Origin of the sequence: Flavobacterium limi (assembly GCF_010645075.1) — a bacterium.
Taxonomy (GTDB): Bacteria; Bacteroidota; Bacteroidia; order Flavobacteriales; family Flavobacteriaceae; genus Flavobacterium; species Flavobacterium limi.
The window spans coordinates 249,495-268,683 of sequence record NZ_JAADZV010000005.1; the positions used below are offsets into that span (position 1 = coordinate 249,495).

Sequence of the window (19,189 nt, forward strand, 5' to 3'; positions counted from 1 at the left end):
TAAATTATGAGTAAAGCGATTTACATAGCCACCAGCGATCAGAACAGCGGAAAATCAATTATTACCCTTGGCTTAATGAGTATCCTGATTGGTAAGACAGCTAAAGTTGGTTATTTCAGGCCTATTATTGAAGATTTTGTCGATGGAGAACAGGACAATCACATCGAAACTGTTCTTTCACATTTTAATCTTGATATACAATTTGAAGATGCTTATGCAATTACGAAGAGCAAACTAATTAAGAAAAAAAACAAAGGAAAAATTGGTGAAGTCCTGGATCTGATTATTGAAAAATATAAAAAACTCGAAGAACGTTTTGACTTTGTTTTGGTTGAAGGAACAAGTTTTACAGGAGAAGGAACATCAATTGAACTGGACTTGAATGTATTGATCGCTAAAAACCTCGGAATTCCTACCATTATAATTGGTTCAGGAGTGGGTAAAACTTTAGAAGAACTTCTGGATAGTTTATATCTGGTTTACGATTCTTTTAAAGTAAAAGAAGTAGAAGTTTTATCGGTTTTTGCCAATAAAGTCCAGCCTGAAAATATTGAACTCGTTACTAAAAGTCTCCAGAAAACGTTACCATCTAATGTTCTTGTTAATACGATTCCGTTGATTTCTACTTTGAACAATCCAACGATGCAGGAAATCGTTAACGAACTGGATGCTAAAGTTTTATTTGGGGAGAATTACCTCAATAATGAAATTGGGCATTTTAGTGTTGGGGCTATGCAATTGCATAATTATTTGGTACATCTGCACGATAATGCTCTTGTAATTACGCCGGGCGATCGTTCAGATATTATTCTGGGAGCTTTACAGGCTAATGAATCGGCAAATTACCCAACGATTTCAGGAATTATCCTTACCGGAAATATTCTTCCTGAAAACAGTATTTTAAAACTGATTGAAGGTCTTTCGGCTATAGTTCCGATTATTGCTGTAGATGGAGGAACGTATCATATTACCAATAAAATTGGTGCTATCAATTCTGAAATTTATGCTAATAACACCCATAAAATTGAAACTTCAATCAGTACTTTTGAAAAATATGTGCAGATTGATGATTTGTCAGAACGCCTGATTACTTTTGAAGCTGAAGGCATGACGCCAAAAATGTTTCAGTACAATATGGTCAAACGCGCCAAACAGCACCGCAAACACATTGTTCTGCCGGAAGGTAACGATGATCGCATCATTACGGCTGCTTCCAGATTATTAGCAATGGATGTAGTTGATATTTCGATCATCGGAGATAAAAAGCAAATTGAAAATAAAGTAACTGAACTAGGTTTAACGTTTGATTTTTCAAAAGTAAAGATCATTAATCCAATCGAATCTGAGTTTTATGAAGAATATGCAAATACCTATTATGAACTTCGAAAAACAAAAAATGTAAGTATAACCATGGCCAGGGATTTAATGGAAGATGTTTCGTATTTTGGAACTATGATGGTCTACAAAGGCCATGCAGACGGGATGGTTTCCGGAGCAGCACACACGACTCAGCATACGATTTTACCCGCATTGCAGTTCATTAAAACAAAACCAAACTCGTCTGTAGTTTCCTCAGTGTTTTTTATGTGTCTTGAAGACAGGGTTTCTGTTTTTGGCGATTGTGCTATTAATCCAAATCCAACTGCGGAACAACTGGCAGAAATAGCAATTTCATCAGCCGAATCCAGTTCTGCTTTCGGAATCGAGCCCAAAATAGCAATGCTTTCTTATTCTTCCGGTTCATCAGGAAAAGGGGATGAGGTAGAAAAGGTACGTACTGCAACAGAAATCGTAAAACAAAAACGGCCTGACTTAAAAATAGAAGGACCAATTCAATACGACGCGGCAGTAGATCGCGCGGTAGGAAAAAGCAAAATGCCGGATTCTGAAGTTGCAGGGCAGGCGAGTGTACTTATTTTTCCCGATTTAAATACCGGAAATAACACTTATAAAGCCGTTCAGAGAGAAACCGGAGCTTTGGCCATTGGACCGATGCTGCAGGGATTAAACAAACCGGTAAACGATTTAAGTCGTGGCTGTACTGTTGATGATATTATAAATACAGTGGTAATTACAGCCATTCAGGCGCAGGGGTTGTAATTTTAAGTAAAAAGTCAGAAGTAAAATGTTATACGTTTTTGACGTTTAGCAATAAATAGATATAGAATCAAAAACAATGAAAATATTAATAATTAACTCAGGAAGTTCATCAATAAAATATCAATTAATGGTTATGCCGGAAAACGAAGTGATTTGTACCGGAATGATTGACAGAATTGGTTTGGAAAGCTCTAATGTTACTTTTAAGGCTTCATCAAATTCGTATGAAGAAACTATACCAATTGCAACTCATAAAATAGGTTTGCAAAAAGTTGCCAATATGCTGCTGGACGACCAAAAAGGAGTTATTAAATCAACTTCTGAGATTGATGCCGTAGGTCATCGCGTAGTTCACGGAGGAAGCACTTTTACCGAAACCGTAAAAATAGACGAAAAAGTAAAATCAAAAATCAAACAGCTTTTTGACCTGGCTCCGCTGCATAATCCGGCTAATTTGGAGGGTATTAATGTCGCTGAAGAAATTTTTAATTCGGCAGAACAGATTGCTGTTTTTGATACGGCTTTTCACCAAACAATGCCCGAAGTGGCCTATAAATTTGCAATTCCGAATAAATTATTGACTGAAAACAGAATTCGTGTTTATGGTTTTCATGGAACAAGTCATAAATATGTATCTGAACAGGCAATTGAATTTTTAAAAGAAAATAAACAGCCATTTCAAAATATTATTACAATTCATTTAGGGAACGGCTGCAGCATGACTGCTGTTAAAGATGGTAAAAGTATAGACCACTCTTTTGGTTTTGGTCCTACAAATGGTTTGATAATGGGAACAAGGGCTGGTGATGTCGATCAGTCGGTTATTTTTTATATGCAGAATTCATTAGGATATTCTTTAGAGGAAATAAACAATATTCTGCAAAAGCAAAGCGGAATGTTGGGACTTACCGGCTATAGCGATTTGCGTGATATAGAAGCAAAAGCCGACAAAGGAAACAAAGAATGTGAACTGGCTTTGTTTATGAATGCGTATCGTATTAAAAAGTTTATTGGTTCCTATACGGCGGCTCTAAATGGCCTGGATGCAATTGTTTTTACAGCCGGAATAGGTGAAAACTCATCTTATATGCGAAAACTGGTTTGTACTGATATGAATTATTTTGGGATTCAGCTGGATGAAGATAAAAACCAAATGCGTTCTAAAGAAAACAGGGCTATAAACAATCCGGATTCTAAAGTCAAAATTTTGGTAGTTCCAACTGATGAGGAATTTGAAATCGCCAATCAGGTGTATCATTTATTGCAGAATTAATTATGACCTCAAAATGACAAATTTTATAGTAATAGTACTGTTCACAATATTTTTGTTTCTTTCATCGATTCATTTTTATTGGGCTTTTGGAGGCAAATGGGGATCTAAAGGTGTTTTTCCTTCTAATCCGGATGGAAGCCCGATGAGACCTCCTAGTGTTTTGGCAACTCTCATAGTTGCAGCCGGATTATTAGCTTTCAGTCTTTTTTATTTGATAAAAGGAGGATATTTTTCAGTGGGACTTCCTTTATGGATCAATAAAAATGGGCTTTGGGTATTAACAGGTATATTTATCTTAAGAGCAGTGGGAGATTTTAAATATCTTGGATTTTTCAAAAAAATAAAAAACTCCAAATTTGCTGTTAACGATACAAAATTATATTCGCCTTTATGTTTAGCAATCGGAATATTGACTTTAGTTTTGGCACTAAATATATAAAAGTCAGTAAAAATTAATATCATTAAAGCTCCCCGACAGGGAGCTTTTTTATGCTCAAAATTTAAATATTTGTCATTATATTTGAGTTTAAATCTGAATATTTTGAAATCGATACTTCTAAAATTATTTTTCTTCTTTTTCATTACCTCTCAAATTCAATCACAGGAATTACTTCCCTTTGTCGAAAATTACAGCAAATCAAATTATCAGGGTGACAATCAGATCTGGAATGTCGTTCAGGGAAAAGACAATGCCATGTATTTTGCCAATAACCATTATTTACTGAGGTACGATGGTGTGATATGGGAGAAATATACTTTACCCAACAAAACAATCATTCGTTCAATTATGATTGAAGGGGATAAAATCTATTCAGGTTCTTACAAGGAATTTGGCTATTGGTACAGAAAAGAAGGTAAAATGCATTATGTTTCGATTACCAAAAATCTACGCTTATTTGACGAAAAAGATAATGAAGAAATCTGGAAAATTTTCAAATTTAACGGTTCAATATATTTTCAGTCGTTCAACGATGTTTTTATTTATAATGGGAAACAGATCAGAAAAATTCGATTTCCTTTCCTGATTTCTTACTGTTTTGTAGTAGATAAGAATCTCTATGTGGCTTCGGTAGAAAAAGGTGTTTTTAAAATGAACGACAGCAGAATTGCCAATCCGAAAGGGTGGGATGCTCTTAAAAATTGTGTTGTTCATGCTATGGAAAAATATCAGAACAAGACGTATATTTTTTCCCAGAAAAAAGGCATTTTCATTGTTGAAAACGGAATTTTAAAGCCTTGGAATAATCCATTAAATGAAACTTTAAAATCGGCTACAATTAATGTGGCAAAGTTTATTAAAAACAATAAACTTGTAATAGGTACAGGAAACAGAGGTGTTTTTATTTATGATTTCAAAACCGATACACATAAGAATATTGATAGGAACAATGTGTTGATGAATAATTCAATTTTAAGCATTGGACTGGATAAAGAAAATGATTTATGGCTTGGTTTAGATAATGGAATAGCTCATGTTGAAGTAAATTCTCCGATATCTATATTTTATGATAATTCCGGAATTTTAGGTTCTGTATATTCCGTGGCAACAACCAGTAAAGGATATTTAATAGCCTCCAATCATGGTGTTTTTGAATTTGATTCTGGTAAATTTAAAATGATGCCAAACACTCAGGGACAGGCGTGGAATATCACCAAAACGGATAATAAATATATTATTGGTCATAACGATGGGACCTTTTGCTACGAAAATGGTTCATTAGTTAAAACAAACAATGTAAGCGGTGGTTGGAATTTTTCAAAAAGCAGTATCAATAATACCTGTTTTCAGTCGACTTACAGTGGAATTTTGTTATATGAGGATATTTCAAAATTAACCGAATATAAAAAAGTTGAGGACATTTCGAAACCGATTAAATATGTAGCCCAAAATAAAAAAAATGAAATTTTTGCTGCAGATAATTATCGCGGTTTGTACCGAGTTTTGTATGATGACGATTTTAAGACTAAAAAGGTTGAAAATATTACACAACAGAGTAACATTGAAAACGATTTTGGGGTTAAAATTTTTGAGTTTAGAAACGAAATACTGTTTTTAATAAATAATGCATGGTATACCTATAATTCAATTACCAATAAATTGGAAGAAGATGAATTGTTCAATACCAATTTTAAAAACATTGCAGATGTTGTAGCAATTGATGAAAATCATTTTATGGTGCTCCAGAACGGGATTTTATATCATATTTATGCTTCCGGAAATAAATTTGTGTGGAATATCATTCAGGAAAAATATTATAAGGGAAGGCTGATCAATGACAATTTGAGAATTTTTAAGACTCAAAACCACTACTTGTTAAACCTTGATGACGGATTTATTTCCCTTCAGTTGAAATATCTGAACAATCAAAATACGAATGTCAAAATTGAAGCTTTTAATGAAGGAGTCCTGCTTCCAAAGGATTCTAAAATTAAATACAATACCGAATTGAAAATTAATGTTATATCAGGGATTTATGGGGCCAGCAAACCCAATTTGTTTTATAAAATAAATAGCAGCAAAGATTTTATGCCTATTTCTGACGGGCTTATTTTACTGAATAACCTGAGCAGCGGGTATCATTCTGTTGCCATTTATAAACATGATGGTGCTAACTATGACAAGGTTTGCAATTTTGATTTTAAAGTAGCTCAGCCATGGTATTTTTCTGTCTGGATGATTCTGTTGTATTTATTATTAGTCAGTGCAATATTGTTTTTGTATTATAAATGGAATAAGCTCCGTTACATTCAAAAATTAAAATTACAGGCAGAAGAACTAAAACACCAGCGTGAAATTCTTGAAATGGAATTAAAAGCTGAAAACGAATTGAATATTCAGGAATACGAAAAGCATATTCTGGAACTTGAACTTCAGACCAAATCGTCTGAAGTTGCGGGAAAATCATTATCCATAGCCAAACAAAGCGAAATGATTGAAAATATTCAGAATATTCTTGAATCTGAAAAAGATTTTAACAAACTCAAGAGCGAAATTAAAAAAGCGATTAAGATAAATGAAGTCAATAAACACGAATGGGAAACCTTTGAAACCAATCTGAATCAGATTCATAATGAATTTATTATAAGTCTATCAAAGAAATTTCCAAATCTGACTCCAAAAGACATTAAGCTTTGTATATATCTTAAAATGAATCTTTCGTCAAAAGAAATTGCCCCGTTAATGAATATTTCATTCAGAGGTGTTGAACTGCACAGATATCGCTTAAGAAAAAAATTAAATCTCACTCAGGAGGAGAATCTTTCTAAGTTTTTACTAAATATATAATTTGTCTTACTAAATTTTATTGTTTTTTTATTTTTTCATCATCTTTTTTATCTAATTCCAATACATCTTTACTACATCATAAGGTTATGTTAATAAAAGTTAATTTAATATTAAGTATTTGATTTTTAGAGAATTGAAGTTGTTTTTTGATGTAATGATGTAGCTGTGTAGTAGTGTCGGTTGATGTACTACAACGTTGTAATTGTTTAATTTGGCTCTACTAACTTAAACGATTAAAACTGTATGAAAAATTTTATTTTTAGCTTTCTGGCCTTATTGCTTTTACCGGCCTATATGTCCGGTCAGGCAATAAAAGGAAAAGTAGTAGATAGTAGTGGAATGGGGATTCCCGGGGCAATTATTAGTGCTTCTGAGTCCAAAACTTCTGCCGATGCTGATTTCGATGGAAATTTTAGCATAAATGCTAAGGCGGGTGAAATTTTAAAGGTTTCCATGCTGGGTTTTGATGCAGTGTCTGTTGCAGCAACCACAGATTCTATGACAATTACCTTAAATGAGTCAAGCGATACTGCTTTAAAAGAAGTGGTGGTTATTGGATATGGAACTGCTAAAAAGCGTGATTTGACAGGGTCAATTGTTAAGGTTGACGGTAAACAGGTTGCAGATAAACCAAATTCAAATCCGGTTTCCTCCATACAGGGTAAAGTTGCGGGTTTGTCTGTTGTAAACACTGGTAAACCGGGTGAAGAACCGGATGTTAGAATCAGGGGAACAGTCAGCAGATATCAAACCAAGCCACTATATGTTGTTGACGGAATTTTAAATGATAACATCAATTTTATAAATCCGAATGACATTGAGTCTATGGAAGTCTTGAAAGATCCTTCGTCACTTGCCATTTTTGGTGTTCGTGGAGCAAATGGTGTAATCATTATTTCTACAAAAAGAGCAAAGAATGGTGCCACAACCATCAATTACAATACTTCGGTTGGTATAAAAACAATTGTAAACAAACCTTCACTTACAAACGCTTCACAATTTAAAATGCTCTACGATGAGCAAAGGGTAAATGAAGGAGCAGCACCTTATTCTTACTATGATAAATTTACAGGCGATACGAATTGGATTAATACCATTGAAAACAGTAGTGCCACTCAGGTGATACATAATATTAGCCTGTCTAATGGTACTGAAAAAAACAAATTTTATTTTGGTGCAGGCTATTTTGCTGACGAAGGTTTAATCGAAAATGAAAAATACAGAAAATTCACTTTCAACATTAATAATGAGCTGCAAGTATCAGATGCTATTAAAGTAGGGGTTGGATTTAACGGATATGATGCCAGATTACCTCAATTGCACGACTTCATTTCTTCTTTAAATGCTACGCCAATTGTAAATGCATACAATACAGAACAGGGAATGTATAACCAGCTTCCAATTGAAATTGGCGGTGCCCAGATTGGAAATCCGCTTGCAAATGTTGAAGGAAAAAAATACACACAATTAAATAGCGAAACTCGATTTGTTGGAAATGTTTTTGCTGAACTTAAAATTTTGGAAGGCTTAAAATTCAGGGCTGCATATTTAGCAGATTTAGGATATAGCAAAGGAAGGGGGTATACGCCGGTTTTTGATATTTACGTAACCGAAACGGATGAAACTACTGTATATGGTGGAAATACTTTAACAAATGTCAATCAATTTAAGAATGACTCCCAAAAAAAACAACAGGACTATTTGCTGACTTATGAGAAATCCTTTGGAAAACATAATTTAACTGCCTTGGCAGGATATACAAGATATTATGAGGGCTTTGAAGGTGTTAGCGGTACAGTAAAGCAAAATATAAACGGAGATCCTATTCCTTATGATAAAAGATGGTGGTATTTAAATGTTTATCCATACGGAGATCCTACCACAAGATTATCAAATTCTGATCAATGGGACAGAAGTACCGTTTCTTATCTGGGAAGAGTTCTGTATAATTTCGATGGAAAATATATTTTCAATGCTTCTTTTAGACGTGACGGTTCATCAGAAATTAGTGAAGCAAACAGATTTCAGAATTTCTGGTCTGCAGGAGCAGCATGGGATGTAGTCAAAGAAAGTTTTATGGAGGGACAAAAGATTTTCGATCAGTTAAAAATCAAAGGATCATATGGTGTTTTAGGGAACCAATATTCTGGTATTCATTATCCCTCATATCCAAATTATACTACAGGTTCTTCTGCGGTTTTTGGAGAATCACTGGTTCCTGCCTACGTATTGGCTTACAGAAACAATCCAGGTTTAGAGTGGGAAACGGTTACTTCTTATGAAGGAGGGATTGAATTAGCTACCTTAAATAACAGATTAAAATTTGAGGCTGCCTACTACAATAAAATAACAGATAACTTATTGACTTTTGTCGAATTAGGCAGCGAAAAATTTTATACAAATGCAGGAGAAATTGAAAATAAAGGATTTGAATTTACTGCCTCATGGAACGATAAGATCAACGATGACTTTACCTATTCGATAAGTGGAAATTTGACTACACTTAAAAATGAAGTAAAATCAGTATATGTTGATGGATTTCAGGTTTTCGACGGACCTTCAATCTTGACCGCAGGAGCTCCGATCGGTTCATTTTATGGATATGAAGTAGAAGGGGTTTATCAGTCGTATGCCGATATTCTAAATTCTGCGCCAAGCGCAATTGGGGATTATGCCCCGGGGGATTTAAAGTATAAAGATGTAAATGGCGACGGTAAAATTACTACAGATGACAGGACTATTATCGGTAATCCAAGTCCAGATATTATGTATGGTTTTTCAGGAAATGTTACTTATAAAAATTTTACTTTTTCTGTTGATTTTCAAGGAGTTTATGGGAATGAAATTTACAGGGACTGGGGTAATGGCTCAACATTCGCACAGTTTAATTACAGAACAGACAGACTTAACAGATGGACCGGTGCAGGAACATCAAACTGGGAACCAAGACTTAATGACGGTTCAGGTTATAACAAACAGGCTTCGAGTTATATGATCGAAGACGGAAGTTATTTAAGATTAAGAAACATACAGCTGGGTTATAATTTTGATAATGAATTCTTAAAAAGACTGAGCATTCAGGGATTAAGAGTATATGTAAATGCACAGAATCTGATAACATGGTCTAATAATTCGGGTTTTACTCCCGAAGCCGGAGGAACTCCTATTTCTTTTGGTAAGGATACTGGAGGATATCCATTGCCTGCGATTACTTCTTTAGGTCTGAATGTTACTTTCTAATATTAAAAATGAGAATCATGAAAAATTATAAATATATCATCAAATTATTACTTATTGCATTATTAGCAATGCCAGTTCTCAATTCATGCAGTGATGATGATTTCTTAGACAGAAAACCTTTAGGCAACGCTACTGAAGGAGACTTAACTGCTGGAGGTTTTGAAGAAAAAGCTTTTGGATTATACGGAAAAATCAGAACACAAGACGGAGTCACAAACTGGATCAGATATTGGTTTCAAAATATCAGGTCAGATGATGCCCAAAAGGGAAGTACTCCTACAGATGCTTCAACGTTAGGAAATATCATGGATAACTTTCAATATTCTGCAACACAAGCAGAATTTGCATTAAACTGGAATGGGCACTACAGTCTGATATTTGCCTGCAATGATTTGATTACAGAAATAGAAACTTCGGGATTAACAGATCAGGGAACTATTATTAACGAAGCCGAAGCCAAAGCAATTCGGGGTTTTGCTTATTTTGATTTATACCGTGATTATGGAGAAGTGCCAATTATACTAAATAAAGTGGTAATTCCAAGTGATGGTGTGAAGGCAAAATCTACTGTAGCAGAACTGGAAACTCAAATCATAGCTGATTTAGAGTATGCTGCTTCTAATTTACCAGACGCCTGGCCAGCTTATCCGGGAAGAGCAACAAAAGGGTTTGCCAATGCATTATTAGCAAAATTATACTTATACCAGCGTAATTGGGCTAAATCTTTGGAAAAAAGTGAATTGGTTATAACTTCAGGGCAATATGTTTTGGATAATTCTTATGTAACCTTGTTTTCAGAAGCAGGAGATAACACCAAGGAATCTATTTTCGAAGTACAGTTTTTAAGAGAAGCAGGGGTAAATTATTCAAGTAATTATTGGGAATCTCAAGGAGTTCGCGGTTCCAGTACCTGGGATTTAGGATGGGGTTTTAACGTACCAACCTCAAACCTTGTTAATGCTTATGAAACAGGAGACCCACGCAAAGACGCAACCATTCTTTTTTCAGGTCAGAATGATGGTTTTGGATTGACAGTTCCTGCAAGTCCTCCTTTAGCTCAGCCATACTGGAACAAAAAAGCATACACAACGCCAAGCATAAGACAAAGCTATGGTGAAAATAAAAATCACTGGAAAAACATTAAAATTTTAAGATATGCTGATGTTATATTAATGGCCGCAGAAGCAGCTAATGAGTCGGGCGATTTTTCTAAAGCTGCAGAATATCTTGAAATGATTCGTAGCAGAGCAAGAGGTGTAAGTGCTGTATTGCCTGAAATAGCAGATTTAAACCAGGCAGTGTTAAAAGCAGCAATTAAACACGAACGCAGAATTGAACTTGCCATGGAAGGTGAAAGGTTTTATGATCTGGTAAGATGGGGAGATGCCCCTGCTGTATTGGGTGGATTAGGATATCAGGATAAACATAAATATTATCCAATTCCTCAAACTGCTATAGACCAGTCAGGGGGTGTATTAGTTCAAAATCCAAACTATTAATAACAATCCGGAAATATCATGAAAATCAATATATCAATTATTAAAAAGGCTTTTGGAATCGCATGTATTTCATTAGCAATCGGATGCCAGAATATGGACAGCCCTGAATTAGGGGATTATCCAAAAGACGCAAATGCTCCTGGTGGCCCTTTAAAATTTTATGTAGCTTTTGACGGAACTACTTCTGATCCTCTTATGAATGCTGTTGACAGTATTCGGGCTAAATTCCCTACAGATAATCCCTTGACTTCGATTGATGGAATCAACGGTAAAGGAATCAAGGGAGATGTTCCTAAAAAGTTTATAAGTTATGCTAAACCAAATGACTGGGTGGTAAAATCAGAAAGCTTTACAATTGCATTCTGGGAAAGACACGGGGCACCAACACAGACTGAGTTTCCATTTAGTCTTGTAAGTGATAACTGGGCAAAAGCAAATATGTTTTGTCTGATGGAAGGAACTGTTGATAAACCTGTTATTAAACTTTTTGTAGACGAACAGCCTGGAGATAAGTGGTTTGAGTGGGTAAATACCGAAAGCGTTCCCGGAATATTTGACGGACAATGGCATCATTTAGCATTTGTTTATGATTCCACAACTTCCGGAATGACACTTTATAAAGATGGAGTTGCCTATGCTACTAAAGTTTGGGACAACCATGGACCTATAAAACTAAAAGATGCCAAAGTTTCAGGATTCAGGATAGGAGGTTCGGGTAATCCTGACGAAGGCTGGATGAATTCATGGACAGGTGATCTGGATCAGTTCAGAATGTACGCTACAGCTTTGACTTCAGCTGAAATCAATGACTTATACTCAAATAAAAAATAATTTATATACATCTGGGAATTCATATTTCCAGATGTATTATTTGTCCATTAATACCACATTTTTTAAATGAAAACCAATTTATTCATATTGATTTTTCTAAGTGTTTTTCACTCATGTTCAGCTTCTAATCCGGAAGAACCAACAAATCCGGTAATCCCTACGAAGCCATTAACAGATGCTGAGGCGATGGATCAGGTTCAGAAAGACGCCATCAAATATTTTTGGGAATATGCCGATCCTAATTCAAAATTGGCCCGTGAAAGATATATTACAGAAGATCCAAATTTTGAATCGAATATTATTACCACAGGCGGTTCAGGTTTTGGATTAATGACCATTGTTGTAGGTGTGGAAAGAGGTTTTTTGCCAAGAGCCGAAGCTGTTTCCAGACTTTCAACTGCGTTGGCTTTCTTAGAAAAAGCAGATCGTTTTCACGGCGCATGGCCACACTGGATGGATAATACATCAGGAAAAGTAATTACGTTCGGTACAAAAGATAATGGCGGAGATTTAGTTGAAACATCATTCGTATGCCAGGCATTAATCACTATCAGGGAGTATTTTAAAAACGGAAGTACTGCTGAAAAAGAATTAGCTGCCAAAGCCGATGAACTCTGGAAAGGGGTTGAATGGGACTGGTATACCAAAGACGAAGACGCTCTATACTGGCATTGGTCACCCAATTACGGCTGGGAAATGAATTTTAAATTAGAAGGGTATAATGAATGTCTGATTACCTATATCATGGCAGCAGCGTCTCCAACACATCCTATTTCTGCGGAAGCTTATCACAAAGCCTGGGCAAGAAACGGTGGTATTGTGCACGGAGGTTCGCAATACGGAATCCCGGTTGTTTTGAATTATAACGGGGCAACAGGAAATGTAGGTCCAATGTTTTGGTCACATTATTCGTATTTAGGTTTAGATCCCAATAATTTAAAAGATAAATATGCTGATTATGGTGTTTTGACGCAGAATCATGCTAAAATTATGATACAGCACAGTGTTGTGAACCCAAAAGGCTGGAAAGGCTACTCTGATAAATGCTGGGGACTTACTGCAAGTTATACCAGAAATCCGGACGGAACAACAGGTTATACAGCGCATCAGCCTAATAATGATACCGGAGTGATTTCACCAACGGCAGCTTTGTCTTCTTTTCCTTTTGCACCTGTCGAAGCGATGAAGTTTTTGCATTATTTATATGATGAAAATAAAACTCAATATGTTGGGATAGCAGGCCCTTACGATGCTTTTTCTCCTCAGTATAATTGGGTAACCAAAAGATATTTAGCCATCGATCAGGGAACGATTGCACCTATGATTGAGAATTATCGTTCAGGGTTGTTGTGGAAATTATTCATGAACGCATCTGATACAAAACAGGGATTAACAAAACTTGGATTCAAATCAACGAAATACGGATTTTAGGCATTGAGCCAGAAACAATAGGAACGTTTAAATACCACTGAATGAAAAATTGCCATTGTTCGAATCAAAAACCGGAAGAAAACAATGGCGATTTACATAAAAACAAAATTATTTAAAATGAAAAAGAAATTAATCATGCTTTTTTTAGGATGCGCTGTTTTGGGTCATGCCCAAAAGAAGGATGCTAAAAATGCTGTAAAAATCAAACCAAAAGCTGAATTTGTTGCCGAATTACTTTCCAAAATGACTTTGGAAGAAAAAATCGGTCAGTTAAACTTACCGACATCAGGAGATATTACAACCGGGCAGGCAAATAGTTCAAACATCGCCAAAAATATCGCTGAAGGTAAAGTAGGCGGTTTGTTCAATATAAAATCGGTTCAAAAAATCAAAGAAGTGCAGAAAATTGCGGTTGAAAAAAGCCGTTTAAAAATCCCGCTGCTTTTTGGTATGGATGTGATTCATGGCTACGAAACAACATTTCCGATTCCGCTTGGATTATCTTGTACCTGGGATATGAAGCTAATCGAGAGAAGTGCGCAGATTGCTGCGCAGGAAGCAAGTGCTGATGGTATCAATTGGACATTTTCTCCTATGGTAGACATTTCGAGGGATCCTCGTTGGGGAAGGATTTCCGAAGGTTCAGGAGAAGATCCGTATTTAGGAAGCCAGATTGCAAAAGCAATGGTGAACGGATACCAGCAGCACGATCTTTCTAAAAATAATTCCATTTTAGCCTGTGTCAAACATTTTGCTTTATATGGCGCTCCGGAAGCAGGACGTGATTACAACACAGTAGATATGAGCCATATCCGAATGTTCAATGATTATTTTCCACCTTACAAAGCGGCCGTTGATGCCGGAGTAGGTTCGGTGATGGCGTCTTTCAATGAAGTAGATGGAATTCCTGCAACGGGAAGCAAATGGCTAATGACAGATGTTTTAAGAAAGCAATGGGGCTTTAAGGGGTTTGTGGTAACCGATTATACCGGTATACCGGAAATGATTGATCACGGAATGGGTGATTTGCAGCAGGTTTCAGCGTTAGCATTGAATGCAGGTGTTGAAATGGATATGGTGGGTGAAGGATTCTTGAAGACATTGAAGAAATCTTTAGACCAAGGAAAAGTAAAAATTGAAACGATTGATAATGCTGTTAAACTGATTTTAGAAGCAAAATACGATTTAGGATTATTCCACGATCCGTATAAATATTGTGATCCAAAAAGAGCAAAAACAGAGATTTTTACCACAGCAAGCCGAAAAGAAGCACGTGAAATTTCAGCACAATCTTTGGTTTTGCTAAAAAATCAAAATCAGGTATTACCCCTTAAAAAATCAGGAACTATCGCACTTATTGGTCCATTGGCAGATGCAAAAAATAATATGTCAGGAACGTGGAGTGTAGCAACAGTTGGTGAGAAATGTATTTCGTTATTACAGGGAATCCAGGATGTAGCCGGAAAATCTGTAAAAGTGCTTTACGCAAAAGGAAGCAATTTAGATTATGATGAAACTTTTGAAACCAATGCCACGATGTTTGGCAAAACCTTAAACCGTGATTCCCGCCCAAAAGAAGAATTAATTGCAGAGGCTTTAAAAGTAGCTGAACAATCAGATGTAATTGTTGCTGCTCTTGGTGAATCTGCAGAAATGAGCGGTGAATCCAGCAGCCGTACCAATTTAGAAATTCCGCAGGCTCAAAAAGATTTATTGAATGCATTGCTAAAAACAGGGAAACCGGTCGTATTGGTTTTATTTGACGGCCGTCCTTTAGTTTTAAATGATGAAAACGCGACTGTTCCAGCCATTTTAAACGTTTGGTTTGCCGGAAGTGAAGCAGGTCACGCTATTGCGGATGTTTTATTTGGAGATGTAAACCCTTCCGGAAAACTGACTACGACTTTTCCAAGAAGTGTTGGTCAGGTACCAATTTATTACGCACACAAAAACACAGGAAGACCGCTTTCTAATACAGAAGGAAAGTTCGAAAAATTCAGATCAAATTATATCGATGAAAGAAATGAACCCTTATTCCCATTCGGATTCGGTCTAAGTTACACCACTTTCGAGTACTCAAACCTGAAAATTTCTACTGATAAAATGAATTTCGGCGGAAAATTAAAAGTTACAGTTGATGTAACCAACACAGGAAATTTTGACGGAAAAGAAACAGTTCAGTTATACATCAGGGATTTAGTGGGTTCTGTAACAAGACCGGTTAAAGAACTGAAAGGTTTTCAAAAAATAACACTTAAAAAAGGTGAAAAACAAACCGTAAATTTTGATATTACGGCTGAGGATTTAAAATTTTATAACTCTGATTTACAATTTGTAGCAGAGCCCGGACAGTTTGATGTTTTCGTAGGAGGAAATTCAGCTGCCGATAAGAAAGTTAGTTTTGAGTTAACTAAGTAATTGGTTTGTTATTAGTAATTGCCCTTCGTACTGGTTATACGGAGGGCTTTTTTTATAATCAATTATAAATTCTAACCTTAAAAACGTCAGTTCGAGTGTTTTTTGAGCAGTGAAAACGGAACAAAAAATGTATCGAGAACCTTTTTTAATTCTTTAAATGAGTAATTCTAATTTTATAAAGATGGAAGCCATTAAAATATTTAGAGTATTTCTTTTCATGCTGATAATCGTGCTTTTTTCTTCCTGTAATGTGAAGAAAAATGAAATTGTAGCACATCGCGGCGCCTGGAAGAAAAACAATTTTCCTGAAAATTCCATAGCAGCATTAAGACACGCAATCGACCTGAAATTACCGGGATCAGAATTCGACGTTTGGAGAACCGCTGATGATTCGCTTGTCATCAATCACGATGCGCATTATAATAAATTACTTATCGAAGAAACCGATTATGCAGATTTGACAAAGTTCAAACTTTCAAACGGAGAAAAGCTGCCAACCTTGTATCAATATATTTCAGAAGGAAAGCGAAACAATAAAAAAACGCTTTTTGTCTGCGAAATAAAACCTTCGGAAATCAGCAAGGAAAGAGGAAAAAAGACTGCTGTGCTAGCGGTAGAAATCATCAAAAAGTTAAAAGCAAATAAAAACACCTGCTACATCAGTTTTGATTATGACATCCTAAAACAAATCAGATCAATTGATTCAAAGGCTTCCCTGCAATATCTGGAAGGAAATAAATCTCCGAAAGAGGTAAAAGCAGATCATATCAATGGTATCGATTATCATTATTCGGTTTTTAAAAAACATCCGGAATGGATTCAGGAAGCCAAAGACAATCAGGTTATACTGAATGTCTGGACCGTAAATGAAGCTGCAGATATGGATTGGATTATCGCTAATAAATTCAATTACATTACGACAAATGAACCGGAACTACTAATCGAGAGGTTAAAGAAGTAAGAAGTAAGAAGTAAGAAGTAAGAAGTAAGAAGTAAGAAGTAAGAAGTAAGAAGTAAGAAGTAAGAAGTAAGAAGTAAAGAGTTATAGAACAAGGAATAACTTATACCCAATAAAAAGATTTAAAATATAAAAATAAAGAAAATGTGTAAATTGTCTTCAATATCGCTTTTGCTGTTTTTGATAGGCTTTAATAGTAATATCAGCGCACAAAAAACAGAATGGTTTGATCCTGCCAGAACTGCGACAACGTATTGCAATCCAATTAATATCGGTTATAATTATACGACACATAATCATAACGGAATTCCGGAATCCCGTCGATCAAGTGCAGATCCCGTAATTATTACGTATAAAGGCGATTATTATCTGTTTGCAACCAATCAGGCAGGTTTCTTTTGGAGTAAAGATATGTCCGACTGGAATTTTGTTTACGGAAGTTTCCAAAGACAGCCGGGCGATGATGATCAATGCGCACCGGCTGCGTGGGTGGTCAATGATACTTTGTTTTATGTAGGTTCGACCTGGAAAAGAGATCATCCCATCTGGAAAACAGCAGATCCAAAATCAGGAAGATGGTCACGCCATGTAAACACCGCAATGCTTCCTACATGGGATCCGGCCATTTTTCAGGACGATGATAAAAAAGTCTATATGTATTACGGTTCAAGCGGAAAACTGCCTCTCGTAGGCGTTGAGGTTGATTATAAAACCTGGCTACCAAATGGAAATCAGGCTGATTATGCTACATTGTACAAAGCGACAGAGGTTGAAGATATTCAAAAGCCTTACGGACAAATCAAAGAAGTAGCTATTCTCGATCCTGCAAAACATGGCTGGGAACGTTTTGGTCCAAACAATGATATGGAACCTGCTCCCTGGGGAAATTTTATTGAAGGGGCTTGGATGACCAAACACAACGGAAAATATTACATGCAGTACGGCGCACCGGCAACCGAATTTAAAGGCTATGCAAACGGCGTTCATGTAGGAGATAATCCGTTAGGACCTTTTACGTATCAAAAGCATAATCCAATGTCATATAAACCTGGCGGATTTGTAATTGGTGCGGGACACGGAAATACTTTTGCAGATAACTACGGAAATTACTGGAACACCGGAACCTGTAAAATATCCATTAAAGATCGCTTTGAACGTAGAATCGATATGTTTCCAGCTGGATTTGATAAAGATGATGTAATGTATTCGATAACTGCTTACGGTGATTTTCCAATTGTACTTCCAACAAGTCAGCGGGATCAGACAAAAGACGCTTCATCAGGATGGATGCTGCTTTCGTACAAAAAGCCTGTAACGGTTTCTTCATCTGAAGAATGTATGGAAGTCGAAACACACCGAATGGACAATGGCGGAAAAAAAGTCTATGAAAAATTTTGCTACGGTCCTGAAAACTTGACTGATGAAAATATTCAGTCGTATTGGTCTGCCAAAACCGGAAATCCCGGCGAATGGCTTCAAATGGATTTAGGTCGACAGATGGAAATCAACGCCCTGCAAATCAACTACGCAGATCACAAAGCGACTCAGTACAACAAAGCGATGGATATTTATTACCAATATAAAATCTTAATGTCTGATGATACTGTAAACTGGAAATTGGTTGTAGATAAATCTAAAAATGATAAAGATGCTCCACATGATTATGTAGAACTCTCAAAATCGATTAAAGCACGGTATATCAAAATGGAGAATATTCATAATGCCTCGGGTTTATTTGCTATTTCAGATTTCAGGGTTTTCGGAAACGGATTGTCAGCCAAACCAAAAGCCGTTACTTCTTTCAAAGTCGACAGAAATAAAACAGATTCAAGAAATGCTCTAATTTCATGGAAAAAACAAATTGACGCAACGGGTTATCACATTTATTACGGAATTGCCCCTGATAAATTGTACAACAGCATTATGGTTTACGGAGACAATTCGTATGATTTTAGAGGTCTGGATAAAGGCACAAAATATTACTTTACTATTGAAGCCTTTAACGAAAACGGAATAGGTACAAAAAATAAAATTCTCGAAGTAAGATAATTTTTAGCTGAGAAATTTTATAAGCCCTGATTGCAAAGCAAATAATTTGTAATCAGGGCTTTTTTTGTAAAATGACTGAGGAAAAAATCTGACAGTTTTGAAGA

11 protein-coding genes are annotated in these 19,189 nt (G+C 35.9%); all 11 read left to right on the plus strand.

Going from position 1 to position 19,189, the window contains the following annotated elements:
• Positions 1-6 precede the first annotated feature (6 nt).
• The 11 genes from pta (at position 7) to GXM16_RS12555 (ending at position 19,085) form a co-directional block, all read left to right on the plus strand.
• Complete coding sequence (pta, locus tag GXM16_RS12505) at positions 7-2,100, plus strand: phosphate acetyltransferase (protein WP_163394770.1); 2,094 nt, start codon at positions 7-9, stop codon at positions 2,098-2,100.
• A gap of 76 nt (positions 2,101-2,176) precedes the next feature.
• Positions 2,177-3,373 carry an acetate/propionate family kinase gene (locus tag GXM16_RS12510; protein WP_163394771.1) on the plus strand — a complete coding sequence of 399 codons (1,197 nt, stop codon included), beginning with the start codon at positions 2,177-2,179 and terminating at the stop codon, positions 3,371-3,373.
• Positions 3,374-3,386: 13 nt separating this feature from the next.
• Complete coding sequence (locus tag GXM16_RS12515; RefSeq protein ID WP_163394772.1) at positions 3,387-3,812, plus strand: DUF3995 domain-containing protein; 426 nt, start codon at positions 3,387-3,389, stop codon at positions 3,810-3,812.
• A gap of 102 nt (positions 3,813-3,914) precedes the next feature.
• Positions 3,915-6,659 (plus strand): helix-turn-helix and ligand-binding sensor domain-containing protein, encoded by a 2,745-nt coding sequence (locus GXM16_RS12520; RefSeq protein ID WP_163394773.1) that lies wholly within the window; start codon positions 3,915-3,917, stop codon positions 6,657-6,659.
• 243 nt (positions 6,660-6,902) lie between these two features.
• Positions 6,903-9,899, plus strand: a complete 2,997-nt coding sequence (locus tag GXM16_RS12525; protein WP_163394774.1) for a SusC/RagA family TonB-linked outer membrane protein — start codon at positions 6,903-6,905, stop codon at positions 9,897-9,899.
• A 17-nt stretch (positions 9,900-9,916) separates the two neighbouring features.
• The gene (locus GXM16_RS12530) at positions 9,917-11,398 is read left to right on the plus strand and encodes a RagB/SusD family nutrient uptake outer membrane protein (RefSeq protein WP_163394775.1); all 1,482 of its coding nucleotides are present in this window, start codon (positions 9,917-9,919) and stop codon (positions 11,396-11,398) included.
• An 18-nt stretch (positions 11,399-11,416) separates the two neighbouring features.
• The gene (locus GXM16_RS12535; RefSeq protein WP_163394776.1) at positions 11,417-12,229 is read left to right on the plus strand and encodes a LamG domain-containing protein; all 813 of its coding nucleotides are present in this window, start codon (positions 11,417-11,419) and stop codon (positions 12,227-12,229) included.
• 66 nt (positions 12,230-12,295) lie between these two features.
• On the plus strand, positions 12,296-13,660 hold the full coding sequence (locus tag GXM16_RS12540; protein ID WP_163394777.1) for a glucoamylase family protein: 1,365 nt from the start codon (positions 12,296-12,298) through the stop codon (positions 13,658-13,660).
• A gap of 117 nt (positions 13,661-13,777) precedes the next feature.
• On the plus strand, positions 13,778-16,078 hold the full coding sequence (bglX, locus tag GXM16_RS12545) for a beta-glucosidase BglX (protein WP_163394778.1): 2,301 nt from the start codon (positions 13,778-13,780) through the stop codon (positions 16,076-16,078).
• A gap of 157 nt (positions 16,079-16,235) precedes the next feature.
• Complete coding sequence (locus GXM16_RS12550) at positions 16,236-17,039, plus strand: glycerophosphodiester phosphodiesterase family protein (RefSeq protein ID WP_229684337.1); 804 nt, start codon at positions 16,236-16,238, stop codon at positions 17,037-17,039.
• 141 nt (positions 17,040-17,180) lie between these two features.
• Positions 17,181-19,085 (plus strand): discoidin domain-containing protein, encoded by a 1,905-nt coding sequence (locus tag GXM16_RS12555; RefSeq protein WP_163394779.1) that lies wholly within the window; start codon positions 17,181-17,183, stop codon positions 19,083-19,085.
• Positions 19,086-19,189: the final 104 nt, after the last annotated feature.

What these genes read in the sequence shown, in the direction of transcription:
- pta (WP_163394770.1), top strand. Translation starts at nt 7, where the DNA reads ATGAGTAAAGCGATTTACATAGCCACCAGCGATCAGAACAGCGGAAAA.
- GXM16_RS12510 (WP_163394771.1), top strand. Translation starts at nt 2,177, where the DNA reads ATGAAAATATTAATAATTAACTCAGGAAGTTCATCAATAAAATATCAA.
- GXM16_RS12515 (WP_163394772.1), top strand. Translation starts at nt 3,387, where the DNA reads ATGACAAATTTTATAGTAATAGTACTGTTCACAATATTTTTGTTTCTT.
- GXM16_RS12525 (WP_163394774.1), top strand. Translation starts at nt 6,903, where the DNA reads ATGAAAAATTTTATTTTTAGCTTTCTGGCCTTATTGCTTTTACCGGCC.
- GXM16_RS12530 (WP_163394775.1), top strand. Translation starts at nt 9,917, where the DNA reads ATGAAAAATTATAAATATATCATCAAATTATTACTTATTGCATTATTA.
- GXM16_RS12535 (WP_163394776.1), top strand. Translation starts at nt 11,417, where the DNA reads ATGAAAATCAATATATCAATTATTAAAAAGGCTTTTGGAATCGCATGT.
- GXM16_RS12540 (WP_163394777.1), top strand. Translation starts at nt 12,296, where the DNA reads ATGAAAACCAATTTATTCATATTGATTTTTCTAAGTGTTTTTCACTCA.
- bglX (WP_163394778.1), top strand. Translation starts at nt 13,778, where the DNA reads ATGAAAAAGAAATTAATCATGCTTTTTTTAGGATGCGCTGTTTTGGGT.
- GXM16_RS12550 (WP_229684337.1), top strand. Translation starts at nt 16,236, where the DNA reads ATGAGTAATTCTAATTTTATAAAGATGGAAGCCATTAAAATATTTAGA.
- GXM16_RS12555 (WP_163394779.1), top strand. Translation starts at nt 17,181, where the DNA reads ATGTGTAAATTGTCTTCAATATCGCTTTTGCTGTTTTTGATAGGCTTT.